Genomic DNA, 25,980 nt, shown 5'->3' with positions numbered 1-25,980 from the left:
GCGCGCTACCAGTGCGCCCGGTCCTCCAGGAAGTCCTCGAACAGGGTCTCCTGGCCCATCTGGCCGCCTTTGAGCATCAGGACCATGTTGTCGCGGGCCGCATCGTCGCTGCGGGTCGCGCTGACCGCGACGCCGTTGCCGATCTGGCCGTAATAGCCCAAACCCCAATAGCCGAGATGGCCCACGATCTTGCTCGACGTGTCCCCGCCCGCGACGGCGAGCCTCCTCACCGGGCAGCGCTTGAGCACATCGTCGACGAGGACGGCGCTCAGATCGGGCAGGCTGGCGGCGGCCGACAGTGGAACGTCTCCTTCGTCTGGTGCCGTGGACAGCATCACGTGGCGGCCGTCCGCCAGCAGGGACGCGGCCTCCTCGGCGATCCGGGTCCGCGCGTCCGCGCTGGTCGTCAGGATGCCGGGGTCGACGGCGATGCGCCGATAGGAGCGCGCCGCGGCCATCTGGGCCCGCGTCGTGGCCGACAGGCTCCCCACGAAGGCCAGGACCGGACCCTCCGCCGGAACCGGCGGAGCGGTCGCGATGCCGTCCCGCTCCTCGAAGAACGCCTGGGCGACGCTGCTCGGCCCCACGGCCAGCAGGGACCGGCCCCGGCTCGCCTCGCGCAGCAAGCGCCCGACCGCCCCCACGTGTCCGGCTTCGAGGGCGTCGAACAGCACCGCGGGCGCCGTCGACGACAGGGCCTCCCATTCGTCGGCGGCTCCATCGTGGCCGAGGGCGGGCCAGTGGATCCCTTGGACGCCCGGCAGGCCGAGGGCGGCGAAATGCAGGCGCAGATCCGCCTCGTTCATGGGCGTCGCCGGATGGCGGCTCATGACCGGATGACGGTCGAGGCGGTGAACGCCGTCCCGGCCGAATGCCGCGAACAGATTGGAGAACGCGCAATAGCGGCCCAGCGACGGCTGGCCGCCCAGGATGGCGGCGCCAGGATGCTGCACCGAACCGCGCAAGACCGCGATGGCGGTGGCGAGATTGCCGCGCTCGGGCGCGCTGTCGAAGGTCGAGCAGCACTTATAATGCAGAAGACGCACGCCGAGAGCCCGGAAGAAGGCGCCGACCGGCTCCAGCTCGGCCCGCATCTCGTCCGGACTCATGGTGCGGGCCGCCCCCGCGATGCCCACGGCGTCGAGATCGGCGAACCCGTTCAGGTGCTGCTCTTCCGGCACGCGCAGGAACAGGAAGGCACTCCGGCCCCGGCGCGCCAGGGTGGCCAGCGTATCCGTCGCGCCGGTGAAGTCGTCTCCGTACCACCCGTAGGACGGCGTCACGGCTGTCTCCCGTCCCTAATGCTTGCCGAAGAACGTATAGGCGTCGGCAAGGCTCTTGTGGCGCGCCCGCGCCTCGTCGAGGCTCTCGCCTGCCTCCACGGCCCGCCAGGCCTCGCGGATGCTCGCGACGCCCTCGGCCGGACCGCCGGGATGCGCCATGATCCCGCCGCCCGCCATGAACAGCAGGTCGGAGGTGCCGGTGGCCCGGAAGGTCTCTTCCACGGTTCCGGCCCATTGGCCGGACGAGAAGGCCGGCATGACCCTGTCGTCCACGTCGCAGAGCGGCGTGAGGCAATCCCTTGCGCTCGCCACGACCTCGGCATCCTCCTGGGCGAACTTTCCGCCGAGGCCGTGCACGTGCATGTGGTCCACGCCCGCGAGCCGCCACAGGGTCTGATAGGCCAGATAGCCAATGCCCAGCGCCGGATGGCGCGACAGGGCGCCGTAGCCGTTGCGGTGTCCGTGCAGGACAAGATCGGTGCTACGGCGCAGGGTCTCGATGCCGGAGAACCCACACCAGTTGAGGCTCGCCATCACGCAGGACCCGCCCTCCTTCGCCACCAGATCGGCGTGGCGGCGCATGGCGTCGGTCTCGTCCGTGATGTTGAAGGCCACCATGACGTTCTTGCCGGTGCGGTCCCGGTGGCGGCGCACCGCCGCCATCACGGCCGGGATGCGGGCCTGCAAGGGCGCATGCGCCGGATTGGCCGAGATCTCGTCGTCCTTGATGAAATCGAGCCCCGCCTCGCACAGGCGCGCCACGAGGGCCCCCGTCTCGTCCGCCGACAGGCCCACATTCGGCTTGATGATCGAGCCGACGAGCGCGCCCTGCCCGACGCCGGTCAGGCGGCGCGTTCCGGCCACGCCATGGGGCGGCAGTGGGTATTGCTTGCGGTAGGCGCCCGGCAGTCTCAGGGCTTCCAGGCGAAGGCCCGTAACCTCGCCGAGGTCGAACAGGTTTCCGGCCACCGTGGCGGCGAGCGTCGAGAGATTGACGCCCACATTGGCCACGGGAAAGCGGATCGTCACCTCGCCCCGGCGCGAGCGGCCTGCCAGTCCCTTCCGGTCGAGCCACGCGCTGTGCATGGAGGGCTCGACCTCGCCCAGATCGCGCAAGGACACGACCTCGGCCCGCGCGCGGGCGCGCAACTCGTCGGTCTCGCCCTCCACCCGGGTGAAGGTGCCGCAGGATTGCTCGCCCGCCATCACCTCCGCCACTTTCTCAAGCGGCAGGGGCGTCTCAATGAGGTAGGTGGCCTCGTAATGCTGGTCCGACATGGTCCCTCAGAGCTTGGAGAGATCCGGGAACGGGCGCACGGGATCCTGCCCGTCCCAATCCTCGGACGCCGCCCGGATCAGGTCGAACATCTTACCCTTGGGTCCTGCGACCTCGGAGAGCTCGATCACGGTGCCGGGGTGGTATTCGGTGTCGAAATAGACGAAGCGTCCCCGCTCGCCCACCTCGCCGCTCATGACGGGTACAAAGCCCTGGCCGATGAGACGCTCCAGGTCCGCGTCGTAATCCTCGGTCCAGTAGGCGACGTGCTGGAGGCCCCGATGGCCGCCCTCCTTGAAGTCGCGATACATCGACGGCGCGTCGTTGCGGGTCTGGATCAGCTCGATCTGCAGCGGGCCCGAATTCGCGAGCGCTACGGAGTTGTGCGGCTGGTGCGACTCGCCCCGGTAGACGTAATTCTCGATCGGAACCCGCTCCTTGTAGAAGAACGGACCGACGCCCAGAACGCGCGTCCAATAATCCATGGCGGCCTCGATGTCGTCGACGACGTATCCGGCCTGCCTGATTTCACCGAAGAAGCGGCTCATGTTTGACCTTTGATGAACGAAGAACGGCGCGGCTGCGGGCAACCGCGCCAGAGATCGATGGCGATGCGAGAGCCGGACGGCTTACGCGAGCGTTCCGACCACGCTCTCGAGGTGGCCCCAGGCCTCCGGCCCGAACTTCTGCTTCCACTCCTTGTAGAAGCCGGCCTCGCGCAGCTTGGCCCGGAAGCTTTCCGTGTCGCATTCGTTGAAGGTGAGACCCTTGCTTTGCAGGTCGGCCTGGACCGATTCGTTGAGGGTCTTGATGTCCTGGCGCTGCTTCAGGCCCGCCTCGTTGATGGCGCGGGAGACGATCTCCTGCACGTCCGCCGGCATGCTCGACCATTGGCGGCCGTTGGCGATGAACCAGTAGCCGTCCCAGATGTGGTTTGACATCGCGCAGGAGGTCTGCACCTCGTAGAGCTTGGCCACCTGGATGATCGGAAGCGGGTTTTCCTGCGCGTCGACCACCTTGGTCTGGAGCGCCGTGTAGACCTCGCTGAATTGCAGGCTGGCCGGCGCGGCGCCGAGGCCTGAGAACATCGAGATGCTGATGGGGCTGACCGGCACGCGGATCTTCAGGCCCCGCATCCCGGCCGCGTCCTTGATGGGCGCGCCGCTGGTGGTCATCTGGCGGAAGCCGTTGTCCCACATGGTTTCCAGCGCATGCAGGCGGGAATCCGCGATGGCCTTGCGCACGAAGGCGCCCACGGGGCCGTCCATGGCGGCCCAGACCTGGTTGTAATCCTTGAACGCGAAGCCCACGGCGTTGATGGCCGCCACCGGCACGAGGGTGGCGATCACGAGAGCGGACGGCGTGAAGAAGGTGAGTGCCCCGTTGCGCACCTGAGACAGCATGTCGGTGTCGCCGCCGAGCTGGTTCGCCGGGAAGATCAGCATCTCGACGCGGCCATTGGTTTCCTTGGCGATCCGGTCCGCCGCCTCCTTGGCGCGGATGTTCAGCGGATGGCTCAGGGGCAGGTTGTTACCGTAGCGCAGGGTGATTTCCGCCGCCTTGGCGTAGCGCGGAACCGTGAACAGGGTCGCGGCAGCCGGGGCAACGCTCAGGCCCTTCAGGATGGACCGTCTGCTGATCGTCGTCATCAATTTCCTCCCGAAAAGATGGTTTTTCTCTTTCCGAACGGGAAAATCAGTCATAATACTGATGTGGTCAAATCAAAGTTTTGATGTATTTTGATGTAATCAATGAGCATTCTCGAAGAGTCCCTCTCCCTGAGCCGCCGCGTGACCATCGTCGACGTGGCCCGGCTCGCCGACGTGTCCACCGCCACCGTGGACCGCGTCCTGAACGGCCGCTCCGGGGTCAAAACCGGCACGATCAAGCGCGTCATGAAGGCGGCGGCGGAACTGGGCTACGTGGACGAGAGCGACGAGCGGGCCCGGGACGTGCGTCCGCTCTCTCCGGTGTCCTTCATCCTGCCGGAGGGCAGCAACCGCTACATCGCGCGTCTCGGCCGCATGGTCACCGAGATGGCGCCGCAGCTCGAGCGGTTCTCGATCAAACCCACGGTCGAATACATCCCGAGCTTCAACCCCGACCTTCTCGCCCGCACCCTGCACCGGCATGCCAAGACGGCGGACGGCATCGCGTTCATGGCCATCGAGCACCCCATCGTGCGCGAGGCCGTCAATCGCATCGCCGCCATGGGCAAACCCGTCGCGACCCTGATCTCCGACGTGGCGAGCCCGGGCCGGGTGGCGTATTTCGGCCTGGAGAACCGCGCCGCCGGGCGCATGGCGGGCTACCTGCTCGCGCGCTTCATCGGCAAGCGGCCCGCGAAGGTCGCCATGATCGCGGGCAGCCTCAGCTACCGTGCCCATGGCGAGCGCGAGATGGGCTTTCTCGACCTGCTTCAGGAGCTTTATCCCGACATCCACGTGGTGGGATTGCGGGAAGGCAAGGACGACGAAGGGCTCAACTACCGGCAGATGCGGGCCCTCCTCACCCAGCATCCGGACCTCGACGGCATCTACAATATCGGCGGCGGCGCCTCCGGCATCAGCCGCGCCCTTAAGGACGCGCGCCGCGACCAGGACATCGTCTTCGTGGGCCACGGCCTGACGTCCGACACCCGCGAATTACTGCTCGACGGGACGATGGACGCGGTCATCACCCAAAGCGCCGAGGACACCATCGTCAAATGCGCATCCCTGTTCCGGGACCTGCGCGAGGGACGCAAGCTCGACACGCCCCCCGACCCCATGCGGGTCGAGGTGATTTTCCGGGAGAACCTGCCGTGATGCAGGCACTGACCACCCCAACACCATGAGCTGAGCCACAATGACAACGAACCAGGCTGGGCCCAACCATGCCAAGACAACGCCAAAAGCGGCAAAACCAGGAGAGGGAACCATGAGCGCGGCAGCGGACAGTATTCACATAGACGACTTGGAAGGACCGCCGGTCGGCCTGCAAAGCGGCTCGGCCCTCCTGAAGCCCCTGGAATTTGTCTCGGCCGTCCTGCTCACGCTGATCATCGGCCTGCTGCTCATGGGCGTGACCTCCCGCTACGTTCTCTCGCTGCCCATCGTCTGGATCGACGAGGCGGCCTCCATGTGCTTCCTGTGGCTCGCGATGCTCGGGGCCGTGATCGCCATCGACCGCAACGAGCACCTGCGCCTGACGCTGTTCCTCAACATGATGCCGGAGACAATCCGGGGCTTCTTCAGCGCCCTGGGCCCCCTGCTCGTGGCGACCTTCCTTCTCGGCATGGCCTGGCCGGCCTATGAATACGCGGTCGAGGAATCATTCATCACGTCGGCGGCCCTCAACATTCCCATGAGCTGGCGCGCGGCGGCCCTGCCGGCCGGCATCTTCCTGATGGCGCTCCTGGCGCTGCGGGACGCCTATCGCGGCGCGAAGGCCCAGGATCTGGGGCTCGCGGTCGGGTTCATCGTGGTGGCGCTCGGGATGCTGTGGCTCGCCTCGCCGAGCCTCCCGGCCCTGGGCAACTTCAACATCATCATCTTCCTCGTCGGCTTCGTGGCGTTCTTCCTGGCCATCGGCGTTCCCATCGCGTTCTGTTTCGGCCTGGGCGCCCTCGCATTCCTGACCTTCACGAGTTCGATGCCCACCATCGTGATGATCGGGCGCATCGACGAGGGCATGTCGAGCCTCATCCTGCTGTCCGTTCCGATCTTCGTGTTCCTGGGCTGCATTCTGGATGCCACCGGCATGGGCCGCGCCATCGTGGAATTCCTGGCCTCGCTCCTCGGTCACGTGAAGGCGGGCATGTCCTACGTGCTGCTGGGCTCGCTCTTCCTCGTGTCCGGCATTTCGGGATCGAAAGTGTCCGACATGGCCACCGTCGCGCCCGCCCTCTTCCCGGAGATGAAGCGGCGTGGCCACAAGCCCAAGGAGATGATCGCGCTGCTCGCCACGGGCGCTGCCATGGCCGATACGGTGCCGCCCTCCATCGTGCTCATCGTGCTGGGCTCGGTGGCGGGCGTGTCGATCGCGGGCCTGTTCACCTCGGGCTTCGTGATCGCCATGGTGCTGCTCGCCGTGCTCGCCATCCTGGCGCGCTGGAAAGCGCGGGGCGAGATGATGGAGGGCATCCGCCGGGCGCCCCTGAAAGCTGTCGGCAAGGCCCTGGCCGTCGCAGGCCCGGCCCTCGTTCTCCCGTTCATCATCCGCAGTGCGGTCGGCGGCGGCGTGGCGACCGCCACCGAAGTGTCCACCATCGCGGTGCTCTATGCCATGATCATCGGCATGGTGCTCTACGGCGGCATCCGGCCGGGCAAGATCTACAGCATGCTGGTGGAGACCGCCGCCCTGTCCGGCGCCATCCTGATCATCCTCGGCACCGCCTCGGCCATGGCCTGGACGCTGACCCAGACCGGCTTCGCCTTCAAGATGGCCGCCATGGTGACGGACCTGCCGGGCGGCTGGATCACCTACATGATGGTGACGATCGCCGTGTTCATGGTGCTGGGCTGCGTGCTCGAGGGGCTGCCCGCCATCGTGTTGATGGCGCCCATCATGTTCCCCATCGCCAAGAACCTCGGGATCAACGACATCCACTATTCCATGGTGGTGGTGACGGCGATGAATGTGGGCCTCATGGCGCCGCCTATCGGGGTCGGGTTCTACATCGCGTGCAAGATCGGCAACGTATCGCCGGACGAGGCGATGGGCGCGATCTGGCCCTACATCGCGGCCTTGTTCGTCGGCCTGCTGATCATCGCCATGGTGCCGGCCCTGTCGACGGCCTACCTGTAGGCCGATCAACAAGGAAGCGGCGCCTGCCGCCGCAGGCTGCATGACGCCGGAGGCGACTGGTCCTTCCAGTTGTCTCCGGCGTTTTCGCTTACGCCTTAAGTCTCAGCTCCCTGCGATTGACCGCACGCGCTCCCCCCATTATCGATATTGATAACCGATCAGGGGCGCCATGAACGTCGTGTCGATCAAGCGTCCGCGCGAGCTCGTTTACGAGACCGTCAAGCGGCGCATCATGATGAACGAACTGCAGCCCGGCAGCGGCCTGACTGAACTCGGCCTGGCGCGTGAGATCGGCTGCAGCCAAGGCACGATCCGGGAGGCTCTCCTGCGGCTGCAGGAGGACGGGCTCGTCACGCGGGCCGGTCACCGGGGCACGACCGTGACCCGCCTCGACCAGGAGGAGGCCGAGGAGACCCTCGCGATCCGGCGCCGGATCGAGGTGCGCGGGGCCCTGAAGGCGGCGCGCAACGTGTCCGACGAGGCCTTGGAGGACTTGCGCGGCCTCATCGTCCAGATGGAGGACGCCGCCCGTCAGGGCGATGCCTTCACGCTGATCGAACTCGACATGACCTTCCACCTGACCCTGTTCAAGCTGTCGGGGCTCGAGGCGCTGGAGCAGATCCTGACGCGCTGCACAATCCACACGCACCGGTCCAAGCTCTGGGCGCCGGGGCATCAACGCCCCCTCACCGAGACGGCCCACCGCCACCACGCCCTGCTGGAGCACCTTGCGGCGCGCGACGCGAGCGGCCTGGCACAGGCCATCGGCGACCATATCGACACCATCGTCACGCAGGAGCAGCCATGACGCCCTTCGTGGATCCGGACATGCAGGTGATCCTCGACCGCATGCGGGCCGGGCCGCAGACGGATTTCAAGACGCTGCCCATTGATGTCGCCCGCCGGCAATCGGATGCCGGCACCATCCCCTGGAGCGAGGGCGCGCCCGCCATGGCGGCCGACGAGCTGGCGATCGGTTCGGGCGCGCACCGGATGCGGGCCCGCCTGTACCGTCCCGGCCCGGGGACAATCCGGTCACTCATCCTTTACGTCCATGGGGGCGGCTGGACGTTCGGGTCCATCGACACCCATGACGGCACGATGCGCAATCTCGCGGCCGAGGCCGGGCTGCCCGTGCTCGGTATCGATTACCGCCTCGCTCCGGAACATCCGTTCCCGGCTCCCCTCGACGACGTTCTGGCGGCCCTGGCTTTCGTCGAGAATGGTGGCCTGGGAGCGTCTCTTCAGGCGAGGGATATTGCCCTGGCGGGGGATTCCGCGGGCGCCAATCTGGCTCTCGCGGCCCTTCTGGCCCGCCGTGACAGCGGCCTGCCGATGCCGGCCTCGGCGGCCCTGTTCTACGGCTGCTACGCGCCGGATTTTTCGACCGCGAGCCACGCCGCGTTCGGTGGAGGCGACTACCTGCTCACCAGCGTGAACATGCGCTGGTACTGGACGAATTTCCTGGGCCCGGAGGGCGACGACGCCGCGTCCCTCGCCACCCCCGTGAGGCATGATCTGAGCGGCCTCCCGCCCCTGTACCTGTCGGCGGCGGGCCTCGACCCGCTGCGCGACGACACGCTTCAATTGGCCGAGAAGCTCGCAGCCTCCGGCATATCCTTCCGCTGCGACCACGTTCCCGGCGTGGTCCACGGCTGTCTCCGCATGACCCGGGAACTCAGCGCGGCTCGCAAGATGATCGCGTCGGGGGCCGACTTCATCGTCTCACATTTCAACGAAAAGAACCTGGGAGGAACACAATCATGGAGCGCCGCGACTTCCTGAAGCTATCAGCCGCCGCTGCCCTCGCAGCCCCGCTGGCCCGTCCCGCCATCGCGCAGACGCCTGCGACCGTGCGCTGGTGGTATCACTTCGACAACCCGCAGAACACGCCCGCCGCCCTCGTGGCGAAATTCGAGGCTGAGAATCCCGGCATCAAGATCCAGGCCGAGGCCATTCCGTGGGGCGGCGGCAACGACTACCAGACACGCCTGTTCGCGGCGCTTGTCGCCGGAAACGGCCCCGACGCCGCCATGGTTCGCCTCTCCTGGGCGGCGCGCCTTGCGGCCATGAAGGCCCTCGAGCCCATCGACTCGATGATCGGCGGATGGGCCGGGCGCAGCGACATCCCGGACAATATCTGGAAGATCAACAAGGGCGCCGACGGCAAGCAGTATTACCTGCCGTTGCAATATGTGGTGATCTATCTCTATTACCGTCCGGACCTGTTCCAGCAGGCCGGGATTCAGCCGCCGAAGACCTTCGACGAGTTCCTGGCGGCCGCGAAAGCCCTCACCAAGGGCGACATGGCGGGCTTCGGCATGCGCGGCGGCGCCGGCGGTTTCGACAACTGGGGGCCGTTCGTGATCGGCGGCGGCGCCAGCTTCGAGAAGGGCGGCATGGTCAGCGAGAAGGCACTGGCGGCCAACCGCTGGTATGTGGGCCTAGCCCGCGACGCCAAGGTCACGCCGGCCTCCGCCCCGACCGACAGCTTCCGGCAGATCGTGGACGCCTTCAAGGCGGGTCGCACCGCGATGATCATGCACCATGTGGGATCCGCCAACGAGATCGTCGGGGCCCTGGGCGACAAGGTCTCGGCCGTGCCGGTTCCGCGCGCGGCGGACGGGCGGGGCTGGACCTATTTCGGCGACGAATCCAACGCCGTCTTTGCCGCCAGCAAGGCCAAGGAGGCGGCTTTCAAATGGATTGCCTTCCTGTCCACGGCGGACAACAACATCGAGCTCAACAAGCTCACCGGGCAGTTGCCCATCACCACGTCCGGCGCCGCCAAGTGGACCGGCCATCCCAAGCGCTTCGTGGATGCGAGCCAGGCCTCGCTCCCCATCGCCGGATCGCTCCCCGACCATCCCAAGACGCCGGACTTCATCGCCCGCATCTGGCCGACCAACATGCAGCGCGCCCTGAACGGCGAGATCTCGCCGGACGACATGATGAAGGCCATCGAGCAGCACTTCAACGGCTGAACATCACAACGGCCGCAATCCAAGCCCGACCGGGCGGTGGCACGCCACCGCCCCAATCCGGAACGCTTCCTTGATCACGTCCGCCCATAACAGCTTCTCGCGCTGGACGCCCGCCTGGTTCCTGGCCCCGGCCCTGGCGATCACGGCCGCCATCGTGCTTGTGCCAGCCGTTCAGACGATCTGGCTCAGCCTGCACGATTACCTCCTCTACGAACCCGATGCGGCAACGTTCATCGGCCTGCGGAACTTCGCCGCCATCCTACAGGACGAAGTCTTCTGGATCTCGCTCGGTCACTCCGCGATCTGGATCGTCGGCGTGGTCGGGTTGCAATTCCTCTTGGGGCTTGGAACGGCGCTGCTCCTGAACCAAAGCTTTTGGTGGCGCGGCTTTGCACGCGCTCTGGTCGTTGTTCCGTGGGCTCTCCCCAGCGTCATCATTGGCCTGATGTGGACGTGGATGTACGACTTCAATGTCGGCGTCCTGAACGACATGCTCGTTCGGACCGGGATCATCGACGCGCCCATCGCATGGCTCGCGCGGCCCGATTTGGCATTGCCGTCGATCATGGCGGCCTTGATCTGGCAGGGCTTCCCCTTCTTCGCCATCACGATCCTGGCAGGCCTTCAGACGATCCCGTCGGAACTCTACGAGGCCGCCGAGATCGACGGCGCCAATCGCGGCCAGATGTTGCGGCACATCACGCTCCCGAGCATCGCCGACGTCATCGCGACCGCCCTCCTCCTGCGAACCATCTGGGTGGCGAATTCCCTCGACGTCATTCTCGTGATGACGGGCGGCGGGCCGGGCTATGCCACGCACACCCTCCCCCTCTACTCGTTCGTGCGCGCCTATAACAGCATGGAATTCGGCTACGGGGCGGCCCTGGCCCTCATCCTCACCTTGCTACTGCTGACCGTCGTCTGGCTCTACGTCCGGCGCGCCTCGCGAGATCTCGACCGATGAAGGACCGCAGGACCAAAACAAGGCGGTTCCTGGAGGTGGAGCTGCCCGTGCTGGCCATCCTGGTCTTCGCGCTCGCGCCCTACATCTGGATGGTGCTGACCTCGATCAAGCCTCAGGCCGAGCTTTCGCTCTGGCCTGTCCGCTATCTGCCCGAGAACGCGACGCTCGATCATTACCGGGAGCTGATCAGCCGGACGAGCTTCGCCGGCAACCTCCTCAACAGCTTCATCATCGCGGCAGGAGCGGCCATTCTCGGGCTCGCCGTCTCCATCCCGGCCGCTTATGCGTTCTCCCGGTTCCGGTTTCGAGGACGGCGTATGTTGATGACCGGCTTTTTGGTCATCAACATGTTTCCGGTGGTGCTTCTCATCATTCCGCTCTTCGTTCTCATGAAGAACCTGGCCCTTCTCGACACGTTCCTGGGCGTCATCCTCGGGCACTCCACCTTTGCGATCCCCTTCGCGATCTGGATGCTGACGAGCTACTTCAACGCGATCCCAAAGGATCTCGACGAGGCCGCGATGATCGACGGGGCAACGCGCGTGCAGACGATCCGCCTCATCGTGCTGCCCCTCGTGGCGCCGGGCGTCGTAACGGCCGGGATCTACATTTTCATCACCTCCTGGAACGAGTACCTGTTCGCCATGATGCTGTCGGGCCAGTCCGTGAGAACCGTCACGGTGGCACTGCAGCTTTTCATCGGTGAATTCACGATCCAGTGGGGCCTCTTGACGGCGGGCGGAACGCTCATCGCCCTTCCCGTCACGATCCTGTTCCTCCTTGTGCAACGAAGGCTCGTGGGCGGTCTCACGGCCGGTGCGGTGAAGTCATGACAAGTATCAATCCCATCGGGGTCATCTCCATGTTCTACGCGCGTCCTTTCACGCGCGACCACTTCCCCACCTTCGCCCGCATGAAGGCGGCAGGCGCGGACGTGGTGGAACTTCTCGTGCCGGAGCCGGGCGAGCTCGATCTCGACGAGACCCGCCGGGCCGCCTCCGATGCAGGCCTGTCGATCGTCCTGGCGGCGCGGGTAAACCTCACGCGGGATCTCGCCAGCTCCGACCCACAGGCCCATCACGCCGGGGTCGCGTATCTTGAGACCTGCATCGACATCGCGTCCGCCCTCGGCGCGCGCATCGTGGGCGGCCCGCTTTATGGAGCTCCTCTCGTCTTCGCCGGCCGTGCACCGTCTCCGGTCGATCCGGATGAGCGCCGGAGGCGCATCGATGGCGTCGTTTCAGGGCTCGAGAGGGCCGCACCGCGAGCCTTCGACGCCGGCATCGTCCTGGGCCTCGAATCCCTGAACCGCTTCGAGACCGACATCGCCAACACGGCCGCCCACGCCATCGAGATCGTCGATCGCGTCAATTCCCCTGGGCTCGGCGTCATGCTCGATACGTTCCACATGAATATGGAAGAGTTCGACATGAGCCGCGCGATCAGGGCCACGGGCAAGCGGCTTGTCCATTTCCAGGCCAACGAGAACAATCGCGGCTTTGTCGGATCCGGCCATATCGACTGGCCGTCGATTGCCCGGGCTCTGCATGACGTCGGTTACGAAGGACCGATCGTCCTGGAGCCGTTCCGCCGCGACGACGAGAGGGCCGGCGTCACCCTCGCTCAATGGCGCGCCCCCACGCGGGACGAAGACGGGGAGCTGGGCGAGAGCATCAGCTACCTCAAGGCGGCACTGTCCTTCGCGGGGAGCTATCGATGAGCGCCGTTCGGATCGCCTGGATCGGGTGCGGCACCCATGCCAACGAGATGCTGCTGCCACAGCTCATGCGTCATGACGTGACGATCGCGGCCCTCTGCGACGCGGATGGGGATCGCCTCGCCAGAACGGCCGCCCGCTTCGGGGTTCCGCCGGAAAACACGACGCAGGATTGGCGCGCCATCCTGAACCGAGGCGATGTCGACGCGCTCGGCTTGGCCATCGGCCCCCAAGGCCATTTCGACATTGGAATGGCCGCCATCGAGAGGCGCCTGCCGGTCTTCATGGAAAAGCCTCCGGCGCCCACGGCCGCGCAGGCCGAGCAGCTGGCCGCCGCCGCGAAGCGGCAGGACGTGCCGGTCGTCGTCGGCTTCATGAAGCGTTATTCGACCGCGAACAGGATCGCCTCGAACATCCTCAGGGCACCGGACTTCGGAGAGCGCGCGAGCTTCCTGGGCCAGTACATGACGGCGCCGACCTATTTCGCCAAGGATCCCGACTACAGCGGATTCTACCTGCATCATTGCGTGCACTACTTCGACCTCGTCCCATCACTCATGGGTGATGTCGCGTCGGTGAGCGCGCGCCGGCACGAAATGGCCCCCGGCAAGCTTCTCCTGCACGTCGACTTCCGCTTCACGAGCGGTGGCATCGGCACCCTCGTAGTGGGCACCCACCAGTCGCGCGGAACGCCCATGGAATGGTGGCAGGTCATGGGCGACCATCGCCGCGTCGAGGTCAGGAACGTCCACGAGGTCCGCTATTACCGAGCCCCGCCCTTCAAGGTGTCGGATCGCGATGCGACGCTCGCCGACGGAGTGGATACACTGGTCTGGGAGCCCAATCTGACGGCCGCCGCCAACGAAGACCACAAGGGGTATCATGCACTCCTGGGAGACTTTACCCGCGCGATCCGCGAGTCTGTGGACGTCCCGACCATCGCCGATGGCGCGCGGGCGATGAGGTTGCTCGAAGAGGCCATCGGAGGCACGGCCGAGGAGGTCAGATAGGAGACGTTCCGGCCTGGCCCCAAGGGGTTTTCCGGCGAGTGCGGGCTCGGATCGCCAAGATGGAGCAACCGGGCGCCTTTCCGGGGCGCCGGTCTCGAACGCAGAGACCGACGAAGTGATCCCTCGTCAGGAGAGCGCCACCTTGAGCTAAGGCCCTGGCTCCCGTCGGATCAAGTCCGAAGCGCTGCTGTTGTTTCACGGTGGGATAGGTCTGCGGGGAGCCGATTGCCGTTCCGGGGTTCAGGTATATTCTGACGGGCCGGCAGCCGAATGTTCGCCCCGCCGCAGGCACCCCATCATGAATGTGCACGATGCCCTTGGATCGCCCCTCCGTCCCCCTCGTCTCCATCATCCTCATCTTCTTCCGGATCGGCCTGTTCAGCTTCGGGGGCGGACTATCCGGGTGGATCTATCGTGACGTGGTCACCCTGCGGGGATGGATGACCGATGCCGACTTTCTCTCCGGTCTCGCGTTGTCGCAGATTCTTCCCGGCGCCAATGTGACCAATCTGGCTGTCTATATCGGACAGCGCCTGCGCGGCCCGGCTGGTGCGATCTGTGCCGTGACGGCTCTCGTGGCGGGCCCCTTCTTCGCCGTGATCGGCCTCCTGGTCGCGTATGACCGCCTATCGACGATGCCTTGGATTCAGGACGGCATGAGCGGCGCCGCCGCGGCGGCCATCGGGCTGCTTCTGGTCGTCGCTATCAAGGGGGCCCGCAGCGCGAGCTCAAGCCTCGTCCCCTTCATTACCCTGGCCGTCACGTTCACGGCGGTCGGCATCATGCAGTGGCCCCTCGTCCCGGTGGTTTTGGTTCTGGCGCCCCTATCGGTGCTCCTCGCCTGGCGGAAGGCCGCATCGAATGCGTGAGAACCTGCTCTGGTCCCTCGTGGCGGTCTTTGTGCCGTTCTCCCTCGTGTCGATTGGCGGCGGCCCCAGCATTTTCGCGGGCATTCAGCACCAGTCCGTCGAGGTTCATCGCTGGGTCACGGCGCGGGAATTCGTGGATCTGTTTGCCATCGCAAGAGCTGCACCGGGCCCGGGCTCGATGCTCGTGACGCTTCTGGGTTGGAAGGTGGCAGGCTGGACGGGGGCCGTCATCGCCACGCTGGCCCTGTTCGTGCCATCGTCGCTGCTGTGCTACGGCGTTGCCAGGATGTGGAGTCATTATCGAGGCCGGCACTGGCACACGGCGCTGGAAACCGGATTGGCCCCCATCGGGGCGGGCCTCATTCTCGCCGGCGTGGTGGCGATCTTCCGCGTGGCCGGAGCCGGGGCCCTGTCCTGGATCATAGCGGCTCTCGCCTGCCTGATCTTCGCGTGGCGCCCGAAGCTCAATCCGCTTTTCGTGCTGGCCGGCGGGGCGGCCGCTTTCGCGATCCTTCACGGCGCCATCTGAACTCGGCCGGCTCTCCCGAGGGAGAGCCGGCCGACCCGTATGGTACCCTACGGTGCGCTGAGAAGCGGCCAAACCTCCATGGCTCCGCGATAGATCATCTCGCCGGCGACATAGAGAATGATGACAAGGCCCACATAGGCGATCCACCGGTGGCGCTGCAGGAGCCGAGCGATAAAGCTCGCTGCGAGGCCCATCAGGGCGATGGACAGCACGAGACCGAAGATCAGGATCTCGGGATGCTCGCGAGCGGCGCCGGCCACGGCCAGAACATTGTCGAGGGACATGGATACGTCGGCCACCACGATCTGCCATGCGGCCTGCGCGAAGGTTTTGCGCGGAGCCGCGCCGGCGACCCGGCCGTCCTTGTCGACGTCGGCCCCCGTGAGGGCTTCCTCCGCCTGAACCTCTTCGCCATGGCCGGCGCGAAGCTCACGCCACATCTTCCAGCACACCCACAGCAGGAGAATGCCGCCCGCCAGGAGAAGGCCCACGATCTGGAGAAGCTGGGTGGTCGCGGCCGCGAACACGATACGCAGAACAGTCGCTGCGACGATTCCGATCAGAATTGCCTTGGCCCGCTGCTCCTTCGGCAGTCCAGCCGCCGCAAGGCCGATGATGATCGCGTTGTCTCCCGCCAGCACCAAGTCGATCATGATGACTTGAAGGAGGGCCGAGAGGGCTTCCGGTGTAAAAAATTCGCTCATACGGGACCTGCTTTCCGGTGAAAGGCAGGCGCCGGCTCTTTTGAGGCTGTCGTGCTCACAAGCTCAAGCGCACCGCCCGCCCTAATGCGGGAGATGCCGATGAGGCCGTCACTGTGAGGACATCGTCATGAACCGGGCCACCTATGGGATGCTCCAGTCCGACATCACAACTCGCCTGAGTTGTCAGAGGGGCCCGGTCTGGTCCCTTGGCTTTACGATATTGTGAAACGAGAGGCAAGAGAGGGATAGGGAGGCCCTGATCCAACTGGCCAGGCAGCAAGCTCTGGACCTCGCCTCGGGAGTTGAGAGTGGCGCCCTGTAAGCTTGGCCCGCCACGCGACGAGGCCGCCAGATGCCGTTATGCGGCCGGTCGGCGCTCATGGCCAGGGCTGCCCATTTGATGCCAGGCTCACGAACGCGCCTGCCTATAGAGGACATCCCCCGTCAGTTCGCCGACCGATGAGCAGCCCAGATGGCCGAGGGTCGTCCAGAACTCCCGCTGCAGGAGTTCGAGCGTCCTGCGGACACCGGCCTCGCCGTCGGCTGCCAGGCCGAGGGCGATCAGACGGCCGAGAGCGACGGCGTCCGCCCCCAACGCGATCGCGGTGGCAATGTCGCTGCCGCGCCTGATCCCGGAGTCGAAGATGATCGGAACCTCCGGCCCTGCCGCCGCCCTCACGGCTGGCAGGACATCGAGGGCGGCCGGGGTCCGGTCCACTGTACGGCCGCCGTAGTTCGAGACGTAGAGAGCGGCTGCCCCCGCATCCAACGCCGCTTGAGCGTCGCGTGCATTGGTGACGCCCTTGACGATGCAAGGCAGCGGGGCCCGCGCGATCGCTCTGGCCGCCTGTGCCCAGTTCCAACGCGGCTGAGTGAAGTCCAGAAGTTCGGTTAGACTTGACGGATCGGATCGACCGGGCCCGAAATTGGCCGGACCTTTCTCTCCGCGAATGGAAAAGCGGTCTTCCATCATGCGCTCGCGCCACTGGCGGATCGGCGAGTACGTGACGCAGATGTATCGATACCCCGCGTCCTTGGCCCGCTCCATCATGGCCAAGACGGCGCCCTCATCGCCCACGAAGGTCATCTGGAAGATGGCGGCGGCCGCGGAGGCGGCTGCAATGTCTTCGAGGGAGTAGGACGCGGCTACCGGCACCATCTGGCGAATGCCCACGCTTTGCGCCGCGCGTCCAATGGCCAGATGCCCTTCCGGATGAAAGGCGGCCTCTCCGCCGAATGGCGCGATGAATGCCGGAAAGCTGAGGTCGAAGCCCAGCACGCTCGTGCTCGTGTCCGGATTGCTGATCCCGGCGAAGAGAGGCGTCTCAAACAGGTATCGGTCGAATGCCGCCGTGTTGTCTCTCAGCGTGACCTCGTCTCCGGTGCCGCACCAAAGATAGTTCCACTGCGCGTCCGAAAGGTTCTTTCGGGCATCCTGATGGATGCCGCGCAGAGTGGTGTACTTCTCAGCGGTCACATAGCGGTCATCGATCCGCTGCCTCATCTCGACCATATCGGATTCCCTGGGATACGTCGTCGGTGGAAGGGCGCTCGTGCGCCCCTCCTCGGCCTGCTTACCGTGCCGCCGTGATGATCACTTCGATCAGTCGGTTCGGATCTCCCAGGCTGTCGATCCCGATCGTCGCCCGCGACGGGAGATCGTCCTCCGGGATCCATTCGAGCCAAGCCTTGTTCATCTCTTCCTTCTGCGACATGTCGCTGAGGTAGATGCGGGCGGCAATGATCTTGGTTTTGTCGGTGCCAAGCTCCTTCAGGAACGTATCGAGCTTCGAGCAGACTTCGCGGGTCTGATCCCCCATGCCCTTGGTGAGATCGTTGGCGGCATGGCCGCCGAAATAGATCACGCCGTTATGCTCGACGGCTCCATGCATGATCTTGTGCTTACGGTGGCGAATGATGTCCGTCATGGGATTACTCTCTCTTGCTGCGGTGGTTGCCCGGCTCATGCGGCCGGGGCGTAAGGTTCGATGGTCGTATCGGGCGTTTCTCCCGCGCATAATTGCGCCAGGAGCCGACCCGCGTAGGGCCCGATGGAGAGGCCCGACGCGCCGAGCGCGTTGCCGACGATGAGCCCCTCGATGCCTGGAACGCGCCCTAGGATCGGCTTGATGCTTTCGCCTGCGGGCCGAAAGCCGATCCGCGTCTCGATGATGGTGCCCGAGGCCAAGCCCGGAGCGAACCTCAAGCCTGCATTGAGCACCTCCGCCTGCCCGCCCGCGGTCACCCGGTAATCGAACCCGGTATTGTCCTCGCGGGTCGCGCCGACCACGACGCGGGAGTCGTCGAAGGCCAGCAGGTAGTGGCTCGTCATCGGGAGAAGGACCGGCCACGACTTCGTTTCCACGCCGGGGAGCTGGATGTGGATGATCTGTCCGCGCTGGGGCGCCACCGGATGCTCCAATCCGATGGGGCGGAGGATCTGCGAGGCCCAAGCCCCTGCCGTGACGATGATCTCGTCAGCCGTGATGGTCCGGCCACTGCTGTCGAGACAACGCGGACGACCGTCCTGAAGGTCGAGCGTCACGTGATCGTGGCGCAGCACCGCGCCCATGGCCACCGCGGCCCGCGTCATCGCGGCGGCGAGCAGGCGTCCGTTCACGCGGGCACCGCCCGGGATGTAGATCCCGGCCAGGTCTTCCCGCAGCGGCGGGAACAGGCGCTTGGCCTCCTGAGCGGTCACACGGCGCACATAGCCGGCCTCCGGGGCGTTCCCGATCCGCGACTGGATCCGCTGGTCGGCGGCATCGAGCTCCTCGGCCGTTTCGGCGACGATCAAGGCGCCCACGCGCCGATATCCCAGGTCGTCCTCTCCACGCTCGATCAAGCCGTCGATCAGCCCGGCGTAGGACGCGGCTCCGGCGGCATACAGCGCATACCATTGCGGGTCGGTGGCCTTTGTCGCCCAAGGACAGACGATCCCGGCGCCCGCCAGGGTCGCCTTGCCCTGATGGGCTTCATCAATGATTTCGACTTCGATGCCCTTCTGGGCAAGGTGATAAGCGACGCTGGATCCGAGGATCCCTGCGCCGATCACAACGACACGCATTTTTGACTCCAGGGGATGGACGCGCGCTCCCAGGCGCGCGCCTTGTCTCGATGATGGGACGGAATGATGGGCCTTGCGATCCTTCCCGGAGCAAGGCCGCCCTAGGGGACCGTGACGCCGGAGAACCGGCTCGTTCCGAATACGGCCGGCGTGAACCCCTCGACGGACTTGCTGACGGCCAGCAGAGCCGACGAACTTCCGAACAGGATAGCCGGGACCTCTTCGTTGAAGACGACCTGGGCTTGCTTGTAGAGCTCGGCACGCTGCCCTTGATCGGTGATCTGCCCGGCGCGCAAGATCAGATCATTGAATGTCGCGTTGCACCACGCTCCGATGTTCGATGGGCTCGGCTTGCCGTCCGCATTGCAGGTAAAATAATTGTTCGGGATCTGGCTCGGGTCCGGAAAGTCCCAGATCCCGCCGAACATGGCCATCTTGGCTTCGCCCAGGCGGGCGCGCTTGACGTACTCACCCCACTCGAAGCTCACGATTTCAGCCTTCACGCCGATCTTGGCCCAATCCGACTGGATAAGCTCGGCCGCGCGGCGACCGTTGGGCATGTAGGGACGGGTGACCGGCAGAGCCCAGAGCTGGGTTTCGAAGCCGTTGGGAAACCCAGCTTCCGTCAGCAGCGCCTTGGCCCGCTCCACATTATAGGGATGCCCCTTCAGATCCGGATTGTGGCCCCAGAGCGAAGCCGGGATCAGGGCGCCAGTGACACCACCCGTGCCGTCGAAGACGATGTCGACGAGGCTCTTCATGTTGATAGCGTCTGCCAAGGCCTGACGAACGCGCTTGTCCTGAAAAGGCTTGTCCTTGAAATTGAAAGCCACGAATCCGGAAGACGCGACGGGCGTCTCCACGAGGTTCAGCCTCTGGCTGGCCTTGATCGCCTCTCGGTCCGTTGGGCTCGGAGCGTTAGCGATGTGGCATTCTCCGGCCTGAGCCCGCTGCAGGCGCACCGCCGCGTCGGTCGAGATCGGCATGATCAGGTCTTCGACCTTCGGGGTCCGGGCCTCCATTTTGGCCCGCTCGCCCCAGGTCTCATGGAAGGCCTTGAGCCTGACGATGGCGTTGGTCTGATAGACCGTGAACTGGAAAGGGCCCGTACCGATCGGCTGGCGGTCGAGTTGCTCCGGCGTACCGGCCTTGAGGAGCTGGTCGGCATACTCCGCGGACAGGATCGCCAGCGATTGGTGCGACAAGATTCCGGTAAAGGGCGCCAGCGGGTCCTTGAGCGTGAAAGCGACGGTGTAGTCGTCGATTTTCCGCACGGACGCCAGGGCATCCGCCAACTTGGTGTTGAACGTAATGTAGTTTCCGCCGCTCACCTTATGATACGGATGGTCGGCCTTCATCATCCGCTCGAACGAGAAGACCACGTCGTCGGCATTGAAGGGGCGCGATGGCTTGAACGTTTTGTTGGAGTGCCACGACACGTCTCGACGGAGCTTGAACGTATAAGTCCGCCCGTCCTCAGAGACAGTCCAGCTCTCGGCCAGGGAGGGCTCGAGATCCGATCCTCCAGCCTTCACGGAGATCAGTTGGTCATAGATCTGGCCCGTGACGATGCTGGTCGTGGCATTGCTGGTGAGCTGCGGATTGAAGCTTTCCGGACTCCCTTCGATGCAAACGACGAGGTTGCCCGCGAAGGCTGGTGCCGCCGTGGCCATCAGGGCCGCAAAGGCTCCTGCTGTTGCTAGTGATTTCATCGCACTCGGTTCCCTTGATTATCTTTGCACAGGCGGCAGGCGGCCCAATCGATCAGCCTTTCGGAAGGCCTTCCTTCGTTCGAGCAGTTCGGCGCTAGGTTCGGGGCTCTCCCGACTGACGAGCGGCGGAGGAAGGCGCGTTGCCTCAGCGATTAGAGATTTCCACTATATGCTTGTCAAATACCTTTTTGGCTGTCCATTATAACCAGATCTCATATTGCCAGCAGGCAGCTGAAAGATTCCAAAGTGAACATTCGTCAGATCGAAGCTTTCCATGCCGTGATGGAAACCGGATCGGCCACGCATGCGGGCGAGAGGCTCGGAATCTCGCAACCCGCAGTCAGTAAGTTGCTCAAGAGCTTTGCTGAGAGCTGCGGCTTCGCCCTGTTCTCGCGAAGCAACGGCCGGCTCGTCCCCACACGGGAAGCCCGCCTTGTCGCCGCGGAGGTCGAATTGCTGATCTCCGGCACGGAGCGAGTGGAGCGCGTGGCTGCGGCTGTCAGAAACCGCGAATGGGGACAGATCACCATCGCGGCCATGCCGGCCCTGGCGACACGCTTTCTCCCGCAAGCCCTCTCGCCCTTTCTAAAGGCGCAGCCCGACCTGCATCTCACCCTTCAAAGCCGGGCTTCGCCGCGGATCGCTGAATTGATCATCGGGCAGCAGGTGGATGTCGGCCTCAGCGTCCTGCCGTTCGACCACCCCGATATCGACGCGGAGGCGATCCTGCGCTTCGACTTCATGTGCTTTCTGCCGGCCGACCATCCTCTAGCCTCCAAGGAAGCCATCGGCGTCGAGGATTTGCGCAATGAGGCGTTCATCTCCCTGGAACGGGATGACTGCTCCCTGATGACGATCGACCGGGCTTTCCAGATTCGCGGAGTGCAGAAGCGCAACCGGATCGAAGTGCCTATGTCGGAGACGGCCTGCAGCTTCGTCGCGAATGGTGTGGGCGTCTCCATCCTGCCGCCCTTCATCGGCGTGGATTATGCGCAGAACCGAATCGTTCGCCGCCCCCTCATCCCGAAGACATCAATGGACATTTGGGTCCTGACCTCCAGCCGGCGCCCCTTATCCCTTGCCGCTCAGCAACTCGTCGACTTCATTCGGACTGCGCTCCGGCCATTCTGCCAGCAGTAGCCTGAAAGGTTGGGATTGCTCGACGCCGTCCTCGTTCTTGCGCGGCCCTGAATCGGATGTCAAAAAGAGGGGTCCAGCCAGCGGTTGCGGTGCAAAATGGGTCAAAGCAGTTCGAGCAATGTGGAACGAGCCTGCGAAGTCTTGATGCATCTCGGGCAAGCCGGACCGATGGGTGTATCCCTGAAGGATCTGGCCTCCGCCATCGGGGAGGCAAAGTCTGCAACCCATCGGGCTCTGACAGCTCTGGCTCAACATGGATTCGTCGAGGGGACAGGTCGACGGGGTTTCTACCGACTCGGGCCTGCAATTTTCGGCCTCTCCAACCGGCCGAGTTCAATCAACGAACTGGTCCGTCAGTTTCGGTCGGCGGTCGTCGAAATCGCCGCGCAGGTCGGGTATTCGAGTTACTTGCTCGTCCGGGCAGGGTTCGACGCGATGTGCGTCGACATGCAGGAGGGAACGGCCTTCGTCCAAACCTTGACCGGCGGGGTTGGCGGCCGCGTCCCCCTCGGCATCGGTCCAGGCAGCATTTCGATCCTCGCCTCCCTAGACGAACGGACCCGTGCTGCGATCATTGCTCACAATGCTCCACGATACGCCCGGTACAACAACACGAAAGAGGGCGATGTTCTGACCCGCTTGGATCGCGGGATTACAATGGGCTTCAGTTATGACATCGGTGAAACCTACGCCGATGCGGGCGGCGTCGCCGTTGGGATCCGCCGCAATGGGATGCCCTTGCCGGCCACGCTCTCGATTGCAATTCCGTCTAGCCAACTCGACGATTCCCGCGCGGCCGAGATCGCCTCAGAGATCCGGCGAATCATGGAAATGCATTGCCGTTAGCCTTGGATCGCTAGGCCATCAGTTTATCTGCGGGCGACCATGATGGCATGAGACCGGACGCTTTCATCCGTGAAGCGTGACAGTGCTGGAAGACGCCTGCATATCCTTGAACCGGTCAATGGTAAAAGCCTCGATCGGGAGATCCGGTCTTTTTCCTTCTACCAGCGCCGCAATGATCTTGCCCGTGATCGGACCAAGACAGAATCCATGCCCGGAGAAACCCAGCGCAAGCACCAGACCCTCGATCTCAGGTGCAGTGTCGATGACTGGGATCGCATCGACGGTTTGATCGATGAGGCCTGCCCAAGCCCGCTCGATTCCGGCAGCCTTGAATGAGGGAACGAGATCGCAGAAGCGCTCCAGAACCTCGGCTATGCTGGCGGCCTTCGGATAGACAACCGGCCGTTCGCCGTCATCCATTGCTCCGTCCCAGTATTCGTGTCCGCCGCCGATGCGGAAATGATTGTCATATTCCTGACGGCCCGTCGTATCCCCGTTGGCGACACCGATGACCTGTTCCAGGGTTCGAGGCATGGCCGCCGAGCGGATGATCGTCGCCGACATGACATCGAACGGGACGTGAAGGCCCAAAGGGTTGATCAGGTCGTTTCCGAACACTCCGGCGGCCACGACGACATGACGTGTCGGGATTTGACCCTTATCCGTTACGACGCTCGTGACACGCTCACCTTCGACCGTGATCGACAGGACCTTTTCGCCGAAGCGCAGGGTTGCGCCGGCCCGCTGAGCGGCATTGACGAAAGCGGATACCGTCGAGATTGGATCGGCTTGGCCATCGCTCATGCAGAGGCTTGCCGCGAGCACCTTCTCGGAAACTATCGGCGCAAGGGACCGGACCTCCTTCCCGTGAAGAAACTGGACATCGAGTCCAGCATCAGACTGGCTTTTCACGAGGCGCTCGATAACGGAAACTTCCTTTTCATTACGAGCGCAACGCAGGTTGCCCCCCCGCTTGTAATGGGTCGGAGCACCGAGCTCTTCTGCGAGGGTCAACCAGATCTCGACGGCTGCTTTTGCAAGCGGCAATTCGGCCGGATGCCGGCCCGACTGGCGCACACCTGCGAGGGTCCATCCGGATGCCATCGCGGCTGGCCCATACCGGTCGACGAGAGTGACGTTCCAACCATTCTTCGCCAACTCATAGGCGGCGGCCGACCCGCTGATTCCGGCTCCGATAACGACAACATCGGTCATGGAAAAATGTCCTTTATGTCAAGGATTGTAAATAAGTCGGCGCACTAGATCTCTTCCACGAAGTGGCCAGGAGTTACTTCGTGGAAGCGTTGCGGTGTCGGAGTGTAACCCAAGGGGCGGATCGGGCTTTTGAGTTCGTCCACTTGTCGCGCACCAGTGGATTTAATCCTGCGGAGGCTCGGATCGGGAATCGGAACGGCAGCGAGAAGCTTCCTTGTGTAGGGATGCTGCGGGTTCTCGATGACGGCTGAGCGCGGACCGATCTCGACGATCCGCCCCAGCAGCATGACAGCAACGCGATGGCTGACGCGCTCGACGATCGCCATGTCGTGACTGATGAAGAGATAGGAGAGGCCGAACTCCTCCTGAAGGTCAAGCAAGAGGTCGATGACCTGCGCCTTGATCGACACGTCGAGGGCCGACACTGCTTCATCTGCGATGATGAAGCTCGGCTCAAGGGCAAGCGCTCTTGCGATGCAAATGCGCTGGCGCTGGCCGCCTGAAAACTCGTGAGGAAAGCGGCTAGCATGGCCGGCGCTCAGACCCACCCTCTCCATGAGATGGGCAACCCGATCCCTGGCTTCCGCCCCTGTCCTGTGTCCATGAACGAGGATCGGCTCGGCGATCGCTGAGCCAACGGTCTGCCGGGGATCGAGGGAACCGAACGGGTCCTGAAAGATCATCTGGATCCGCCGGCGCGCCTCCTGCAGGGCTGCTCCGCTGGTGGACAGGAGATCCTGCCCGTCGAACCGCACGGCGCCGGCCGTGGGCTCGACAAGCCGAAGGATGCTGCGCCCGGTCGTCGACTTTCCGCACCCGGACTCGCCCACCAGCGACAGAGTTTCATTGGGTGCCACGGTGAAGGATACGTTCTCGACCGCATGGACGTAGCCATTGACCCGCCCGAGAATGCCACCGCGCACGGGGAAGCGCGTCGTGAGCCTCTCGACGCTGAGTGCTGCGGGCTTCGAGCGACTAGTGCCCCCGGAGTTGTTGCCTGGGCCCAAGCGCTCAGTGTGAGGGGTTGGCGATCCGAAACGACGTGGCGCATTCTCGCCTCGCATGTCACCGAGGCGCGGCACGGCCGAAAGCAATTGCCGTGTGTAGTCGTGACCAGGCTCGGCGAAGAGGTCTTCGACCGTGCGATCCTCCACGACCTTGCCGTATCGCATGACTACGACCCGGTCGGCGACCTCCGCGACGACGCCCATATCATGCGTGATGAACAGAACGGCCGTGTTCGTTTCCCGCTGCAAGTCGGCGAGGAGATTGAGGATCTCTGCCTGAACGGTCACATCAAGCGCTGTGGTTGGCTCGTCCGCGATGAGCAATCTCGGGCGGCACGCCAGCGCCATGGCGATCATGATGCGCTGACGCATACCGCCGCTGAAGGTGTGAGGGTACTGGCCGAACCGCTTCTTGCCGTCCGGGATGCGGACGCGTTCGAACAACCGAAGCGCCTCCGCGTCCGCCTCACTCTGAGAGTAGTCTCCGTGATAACGAAACGCTTCACTCACCTGAAAACCGACTGTGAGCACGGGATTCAAGCTGGTCATCGGCTCCTGGAAGATCATCCCGGCTTGACCTCCCCGCATCGCGCGCAGGTCTGCTTCCCGGAGGGACATCATGTCCTGGCCGGATAAGTGGATCTCGCCCCCCAGAAATGCGCTTTCGGGAAGAAGCCGCATGATGGACAAAGCGGTCACGCTCTTACCGGAGCCGGACTCACCCACCAGCGCAACCGTCTCGCCTTGCGCCACGTTAAAGCTGATGCCTTTGACGGCCTCGTACTGGCCGAATCGAACCGTCAGGTCCTTGATGCTCAGCACGGGTGCGCTCGCCACATCAGCCATCTGAGAGACCTTCACAGGGGAAG

24 protein-coding genes are annotated in these 25,980 nt (G+C 64.6%); 13 read left to right on the top strand and 11 right to left on the bottom strand.

All coding sequences use genetic code 11. The annotated features are described in order from the left end of the window. Nucleotides 1-5: 5 nt before the first annotated feature. The 4 genes from ILT42_RS23220 to ILT42_RS14210 form a co-directional block, all read right to left on the bottom strand. Entirely contained in the window at nt 6-1,283 is a 1,278-nt protein-coding gene (locus ILT42_RS23220) for a four-carbon acid sugar kinase family protein (protein ID WP_204216282.1), read from the bottom strand. A gap of 15 nt (nt 1,284-1,298) precedes the next feature. Beyond that, nucleotides 1,299-2,561, bottom strand: a complete 1,263-nt coding sequence (locus tag ILT42_RS14220; RefSeq protein WP_204216281.1) for a ribulose-bisphosphate carboxylase large subunit family protein — start codon at nt 2,559-2,561, stop codon at nt 1,299-1,301. A 6-nt stretch (nt 2,562-2,567) separates the two neighbouring features. After that, nucleotides 2,568-3,107: a VOC family protein gene (locus tag ILT42_RS14215; RefSeq protein ID WP_204216280.1), complete on the bottom strand. Its 540-nt coding sequence runs from the start codon at nt 3,105-3,107 to the stop codon at nt 2,568-2,570. 81 nt (nt 3,108-3,188) lie between these two features. Then, nucleotides 3,189-4,208 carry a TRAP transporter substrate-binding protein gene (locus ILT42_RS14210; protein ID WP_204216279.1) on the bottom strand — a complete coding sequence of 340 codons (1,020 nt, stop codon included), beginning with the start codon at nt 4,206-4,208 and terminating at the stop codon, nt 3,189-3,191. Between the two features lie 102 nt (nt 4,209-4,310). Here ILT42_RS14210 and ILT42_RS14205 point away from each other — a divergent pair, with 102 nt between their 5' ends. From ILT42_RS14205 to ILT42_RS14155, 11 genes are all read left to right on the top strand, one after another. Beyond that, nucleotides 4,311-5,366, top strand: coding sequence for a LacI family DNA-binding transcriptional regulator (locus tag ILT42_RS14205; protein WP_204216278.1), 1,056 nt, complete (start codon nt 4,311-4,313; stop codon nt 5,364-5,366). A gap of 112 nt (nt 5,367-5,478) precedes the next feature. Beyond that, nucleotides 5,479-7,347, top strand: coding sequence for a TRAP transporter large permease (locus ILT42_RS14200; RefSeq protein WP_204216277.1), 1,869 nt, complete (start codon nt 5,479-5,481; stop codon nt 7,345-7,347). Between the two features lie 169 nt (nt 7,348-7,516). Beyond that, nucleotides 7,517-8,155, top strand: a complete 639-nt coding sequence (locus ILT42_RS14195; RefSeq protein ID WP_204216276.1) for a GntR family transcriptional regulator — start codon at nt 7,517-7,519, stop codon at nt 8,153-8,155. Next, nucleotides 8,152-9,132 (top strand): alpha/beta hydrolase, encoded by a 981-nt coding sequence (locus tag ILT42_RS14190; RefSeq protein WP_204216275.1) that lies wholly within the window; start codon nt 8,152-8,154, stop codon nt 9,130-9,132. Before ILT42_RS14195 ends, ILT42_RS14190 begins: the two co-directional genes overlap by 4 nt. Next, a complete protein-coding gene (locus ILT42_RS14185; protein WP_204216621.1) occupies nt 9,111-10,331 on the top strand; it encodes an ABC transporter substrate-binding protein in 1,221 nt (406 codons plus the stop codon). Before ILT42_RS14190 ends, ILT42_RS14185 begins: the two co-directional genes overlap by 22 nt. A gap of 70 nt (nt 10,332-10,401) precedes the next feature. Then, on the top strand, nt 10,402-11,295 hold the full coding sequence (locus ILT42_RS14180; protein WP_204216274.1) for a carbohydrate ABC transporter permease: 894 nt from the start codon (nt 10,402-10,404) through the stop codon (nt 11,293-11,295). Beyond that, entirely contained in the window at nt 11,292-12,128 is an 837-nt protein-coding gene (locus tag ILT42_RS14175; RefSeq protein ID WP_204216273.1) for a carbohydrate ABC transporter permease, read from the top strand. Before ILT42_RS14180 ends, ILT42_RS14175 begins: the two co-directional genes overlap by 4 nt. Continuing rightward, nucleotides 12,125-13,015 (top strand): sugar phosphate isomerase/epimerase family protein, encoded by an 891-nt coding sequence (locus tag ILT42_RS14170; RefSeq protein ID WP_204216272.1) that lies wholly within the window; start codon nt 12,125-12,127, stop codon nt 13,013-13,015. The genes ILT42_RS14175 and ILT42_RS14170 overlap by 4 nt, the downstream gene beginning before the upstream one ends. Further along, a complete protein-coding gene (locus ILT42_RS14165; protein ID WP_204216271.1) occupies nt 13,012-14,022 on the top strand; it encodes a Gfo/Idh/MocA family protein in 1,011 nt (336 codons plus the stop codon). The genes ILT42_RS14170 and ILT42_RS14165 overlap by 4 nt, the downstream gene beginning before the upstream one ends. Before the next feature lie 311 nt (nt 14,023-14,333). Beyond that, nucleotides 14,334-14,891 (top strand): chromate transporter, encoded by a 558-nt coding sequence (locus ILT42_RS14160; RefSeq protein ID WP_204216270.1) that lies wholly within the window; start codon nt 14,334-14,336, stop codon nt 14,889-14,891. Beyond that, complete coding sequence (locus tag ILT42_RS14155; RefSeq protein ID WP_204216269.1) at nt 14,884-15,420, top strand: chromate transporter; 537 nt, start codon at nt 14,884-14,886, stop codon at nt 15,418-15,420. Before ILT42_RS14160 ends, ILT42_RS14155 begins: the two co-directional genes overlap by 8 nt. A gap of 47 nt (nt 15,421-15,467) precedes the next feature. On the opposite strand, the gene ILT42_RS14150 is transcribed toward ILT42_RS14155, so the two are convergent. The 5 genes from ILT42_RS14150 to ILT42_RS14130 form a co-directional block, all read right to left on the bottom strand. Next, complete coding sequence (locus tag ILT42_RS14150) at nt 15,468-16,124, bottom strand: TerC family protein (protein ID WP_204216268.1); 657 nt, start codon at nt 16,122-16,124, stop codon at nt 15,468-15,470. A gap of 409 nt (nt 16,125-16,533) precedes the next feature. Continuing rightward, a complete protein-coding gene (locus tag ILT42_RS14145) occupies nt 16,534-17,637 on the bottom strand; it encodes an alpha-hydroxy acid oxidase (RefSeq protein WP_204216267.1) in 1,104 nt (367 codons plus the stop codon). A 61-nt stretch (nt 17,638-17,698) separates the two neighbouring features. Further along, nucleotides 17,699-18,052, bottom strand: coding sequence for a RidA family protein (locus tag ILT42_RS14140; RefSeq protein WP_204216266.1), 354 nt, complete (start codon nt 18,050-18,052; stop codon nt 17,699-17,701). A 35-nt stretch (nt 18,053-18,087) separates the two neighbouring features. After that, on the bottom strand, nt 18,088-19,191 hold the full coding sequence (locus tag ILT42_RS14135; RefSeq protein WP_204216265.1) for an NAD(P)/FAD-dependent oxidoreductase: 1,104 nt from the start codon (nt 19,189-19,191) through the stop codon (nt 18,088-18,090). Between the two features lie 101 nt (nt 19,192-19,292). Further along, a complete protein-coding gene (locus tag ILT42_RS14130; protein ID WP_204216264.1) occupies nt 19,293-20,903 on the bottom strand; it encodes an ABC transporter substrate-binding protein in 1,611 nt (536 codons plus the stop codon). Nucleotides 20,904-21,149: 246 nt separating this feature from the next. Here ILT42_RS14130 and ILT42_RS14125 point away from each other — a divergent pair, with 246 nt between their 5' ends. Continuing rightward, nucleotides 21,150-22,043, top strand: coding sequence for a LysR substrate-binding domain-containing protein (locus tag ILT42_RS14125; RefSeq protein WP_204216263.1), 894 nt, complete (start codon nt 21,150-21,152; stop codon nt 22,041-22,043). 96 nt (nt 22,044-22,139) lie between these two features. Further along, nucleotides 22,140-22,889 (top strand): IclR family transcriptional regulator, encoded by a 750-nt coding sequence (locus tag ILT42_RS14120; protein WP_267874467.1) that lies wholly within the window; start codon nt 22,140-22,142, stop codon nt 22,887-22,889. 63 nt (nt 22,890-22,952) lie between these two features. Here the strand turns inward: ILT42_RS14120 and ILT42_RS14115 are convergent, their stop codons facing one another. Further along, complete coding sequence (locus ILT42_RS14115; RefSeq protein ID WP_204216261.1) at nt 22,953-24,104, bottom strand: NAD(P)/FAD-dependent oxidoreductase; 1,152 nt, start codon at nt 24,102-24,104, stop codon at nt 22,953-22,955. Between the two features lie 44 nt (nt 24,105-24,148). Beyond that, the gene (locus ILT42_RS14110) at nt 24,149-25,957 is read right to left on the bottom strand and encodes an ABC transporter ATP-binding protein (RefSeq protein ID WP_204216260.1); all 1,809 of its coding nucleotides are present in this window, start codon (nt 25,955-25,957) and stop codon (nt 24,149-24,151) included. Between the last annotated feature and the right edge of the window lie 23 nt (nt 25,958-25,980).

The organism is Microvirga pudoricolor (assembly GCF_016892705.1).
GTDB classification, from domain to species: Bacteria; Pseudomonadota; Alphaproteobacteria; order Rhizobiales; family Beijerinckiaceae; genus Microvirga; species Microvirga pudoricolor.
Note: the sequence above shows the minus strand (reverse complement) of the source record. Positions and strands in the feature narration are given on the sequence as shown.

Coding starts and splice junctions, on each gene's coding strand:
- ILT42_RS14220 (WP_204216281.1), bottom strand. CDS start 2,561: ATGTCGGACCAGCATTACGAGGCCACCTACCTCATTGAGACGCCCCTG.
- ILT42_RS14215 (WP_204216280.1), bottom strand. CDS start 3,107: ATGAGCCGCTTCTTCGGTGAAATCAGGCAGGCCGGATACGTCGTCGAC.
- ILT42_RS14210 (WP_204216279.1), bottom strand. CDS start 4,208: ATGACGACGATCAGCAGACGGTCCATCCTGAAGGGCCTGAGCGTTGCC.
- ILT42_RS14205 (WP_204216278.1), top strand. CDS start 4,311: ATGAGCATTCTCGAAGAGTCCCTCTCCCTGAGCCGCCGCGTGACCATC.
- ILT42_RS14200 (WP_204216277.1), top strand. CDS start 5,479: ATGAGCGCGGCAGCGGACAGTATTCACATAGACGACTTGGAAGGACCG.
- ILT42_RS14195 (WP_204216276.1), top strand. CDS start 7,517: ATGAACGTCGTGTCGATCAAGCGTCCGCGCGAGCTCGTTTACGAGACC.
- ILT42_RS14190 (WP_204216275.1), top strand. CDS start 8,152: ATGACGCCCTTCGTGGATCCGGACATGCAGGTGATCCTCGACCGCATG.
- ILT42_RS14185 (WP_204216621.1), top strand. CDS start 9,111: ATGGAGCGCCGCGACTTCCTGAAGCTATCAGCCGCCGCTGCCCTCGCA.
- ILT42_RS14175 (WP_204216273.1), top strand. CDS start 11,292: ATGAAGGACCGCAGGACCAAAACAAGGCGGTTCCTGGAGGTGGAGCTG.
- ILT42_RS14170 (WP_204216272.1), top strand. CDS start 12,125: ATGACAAGTATCAATCCCATCGGGGTCATCTCCATGTTCTACGCGCGT.
- ILT42_RS14165 (WP_204216271.1), top strand. CDS start 13,012: ATGAGCGCCGTTCGGATCGCCTGGATCGGGTGCGGCACCCATGCCAAC.
- ILT42_RS14160 (WP_204216270.1), top strand. CDS start 14,334: ATGCCCTTGGATCGCCCCTCCGTCCCCCTCGTCTCCATCATCCTCATC.
- ILT42_RS14155 (WP_204216269.1), top strand. CDS start 14,884: ATGCGTGAGAACCTGCTCTGGTCCCTCGTGGCGGTCTTTGTGCCGTTC.
- ILT42_RS14150 (WP_204216268.1), bottom strand. CDS start 16,124: ATGAGCGAATTTTTTACACCGGAAGCCCTCTCGGCCCTCCTTCAAGTC.
- ILT42_RS14145 (WP_204216267.1), bottom strand. CDS start 17,637: ATGGTCGAGATGAGGCAGCGGATCGATGACCGCTATGTGACCGCTGAG.
- ILT42_RS14140 (WP_204216266.1), bottom strand. CDS start 18,052: ATGACGGACATCATTCGCCACCGTAAGCACAAGATCATGCATGGAGCC.
- ILT42_RS14135 (WP_204216265.1), bottom strand. CDS start 19,191: ATGCGTGTCGTTGTGATCGGCGCAGGGATCCTCGGATCCAGCGTCGCT.
- ILT42_RS14130 (WP_204216264.1), bottom strand. CDS start 20,903: ATGAAATCACTAGCAACAGCAGGAGCCTTTGCGGCCCTGATGGCCACG.
- ILT42_RS14120 (WP_267874467.1), top strand. CDS start 22,140: ATGGGTCAAAGCAGTTCGAGCAATGTGGAACGAGCCTGCGAAGTCTTG.
- ILT42_RS14115 (WP_204216261.1), bottom strand. CDS start 24,104: ATGACCGATGTTGTCGTTATCGGAGCCGGAATCAGCGGGTCGGCCGCC.
- ILT42_RS14110 (WP_204216260.1), bottom strand. CDS start 25,957: ATGGCTGATGTGGCGAGCGCACCCGTGCTGAGCATCAAGGACCTGACG.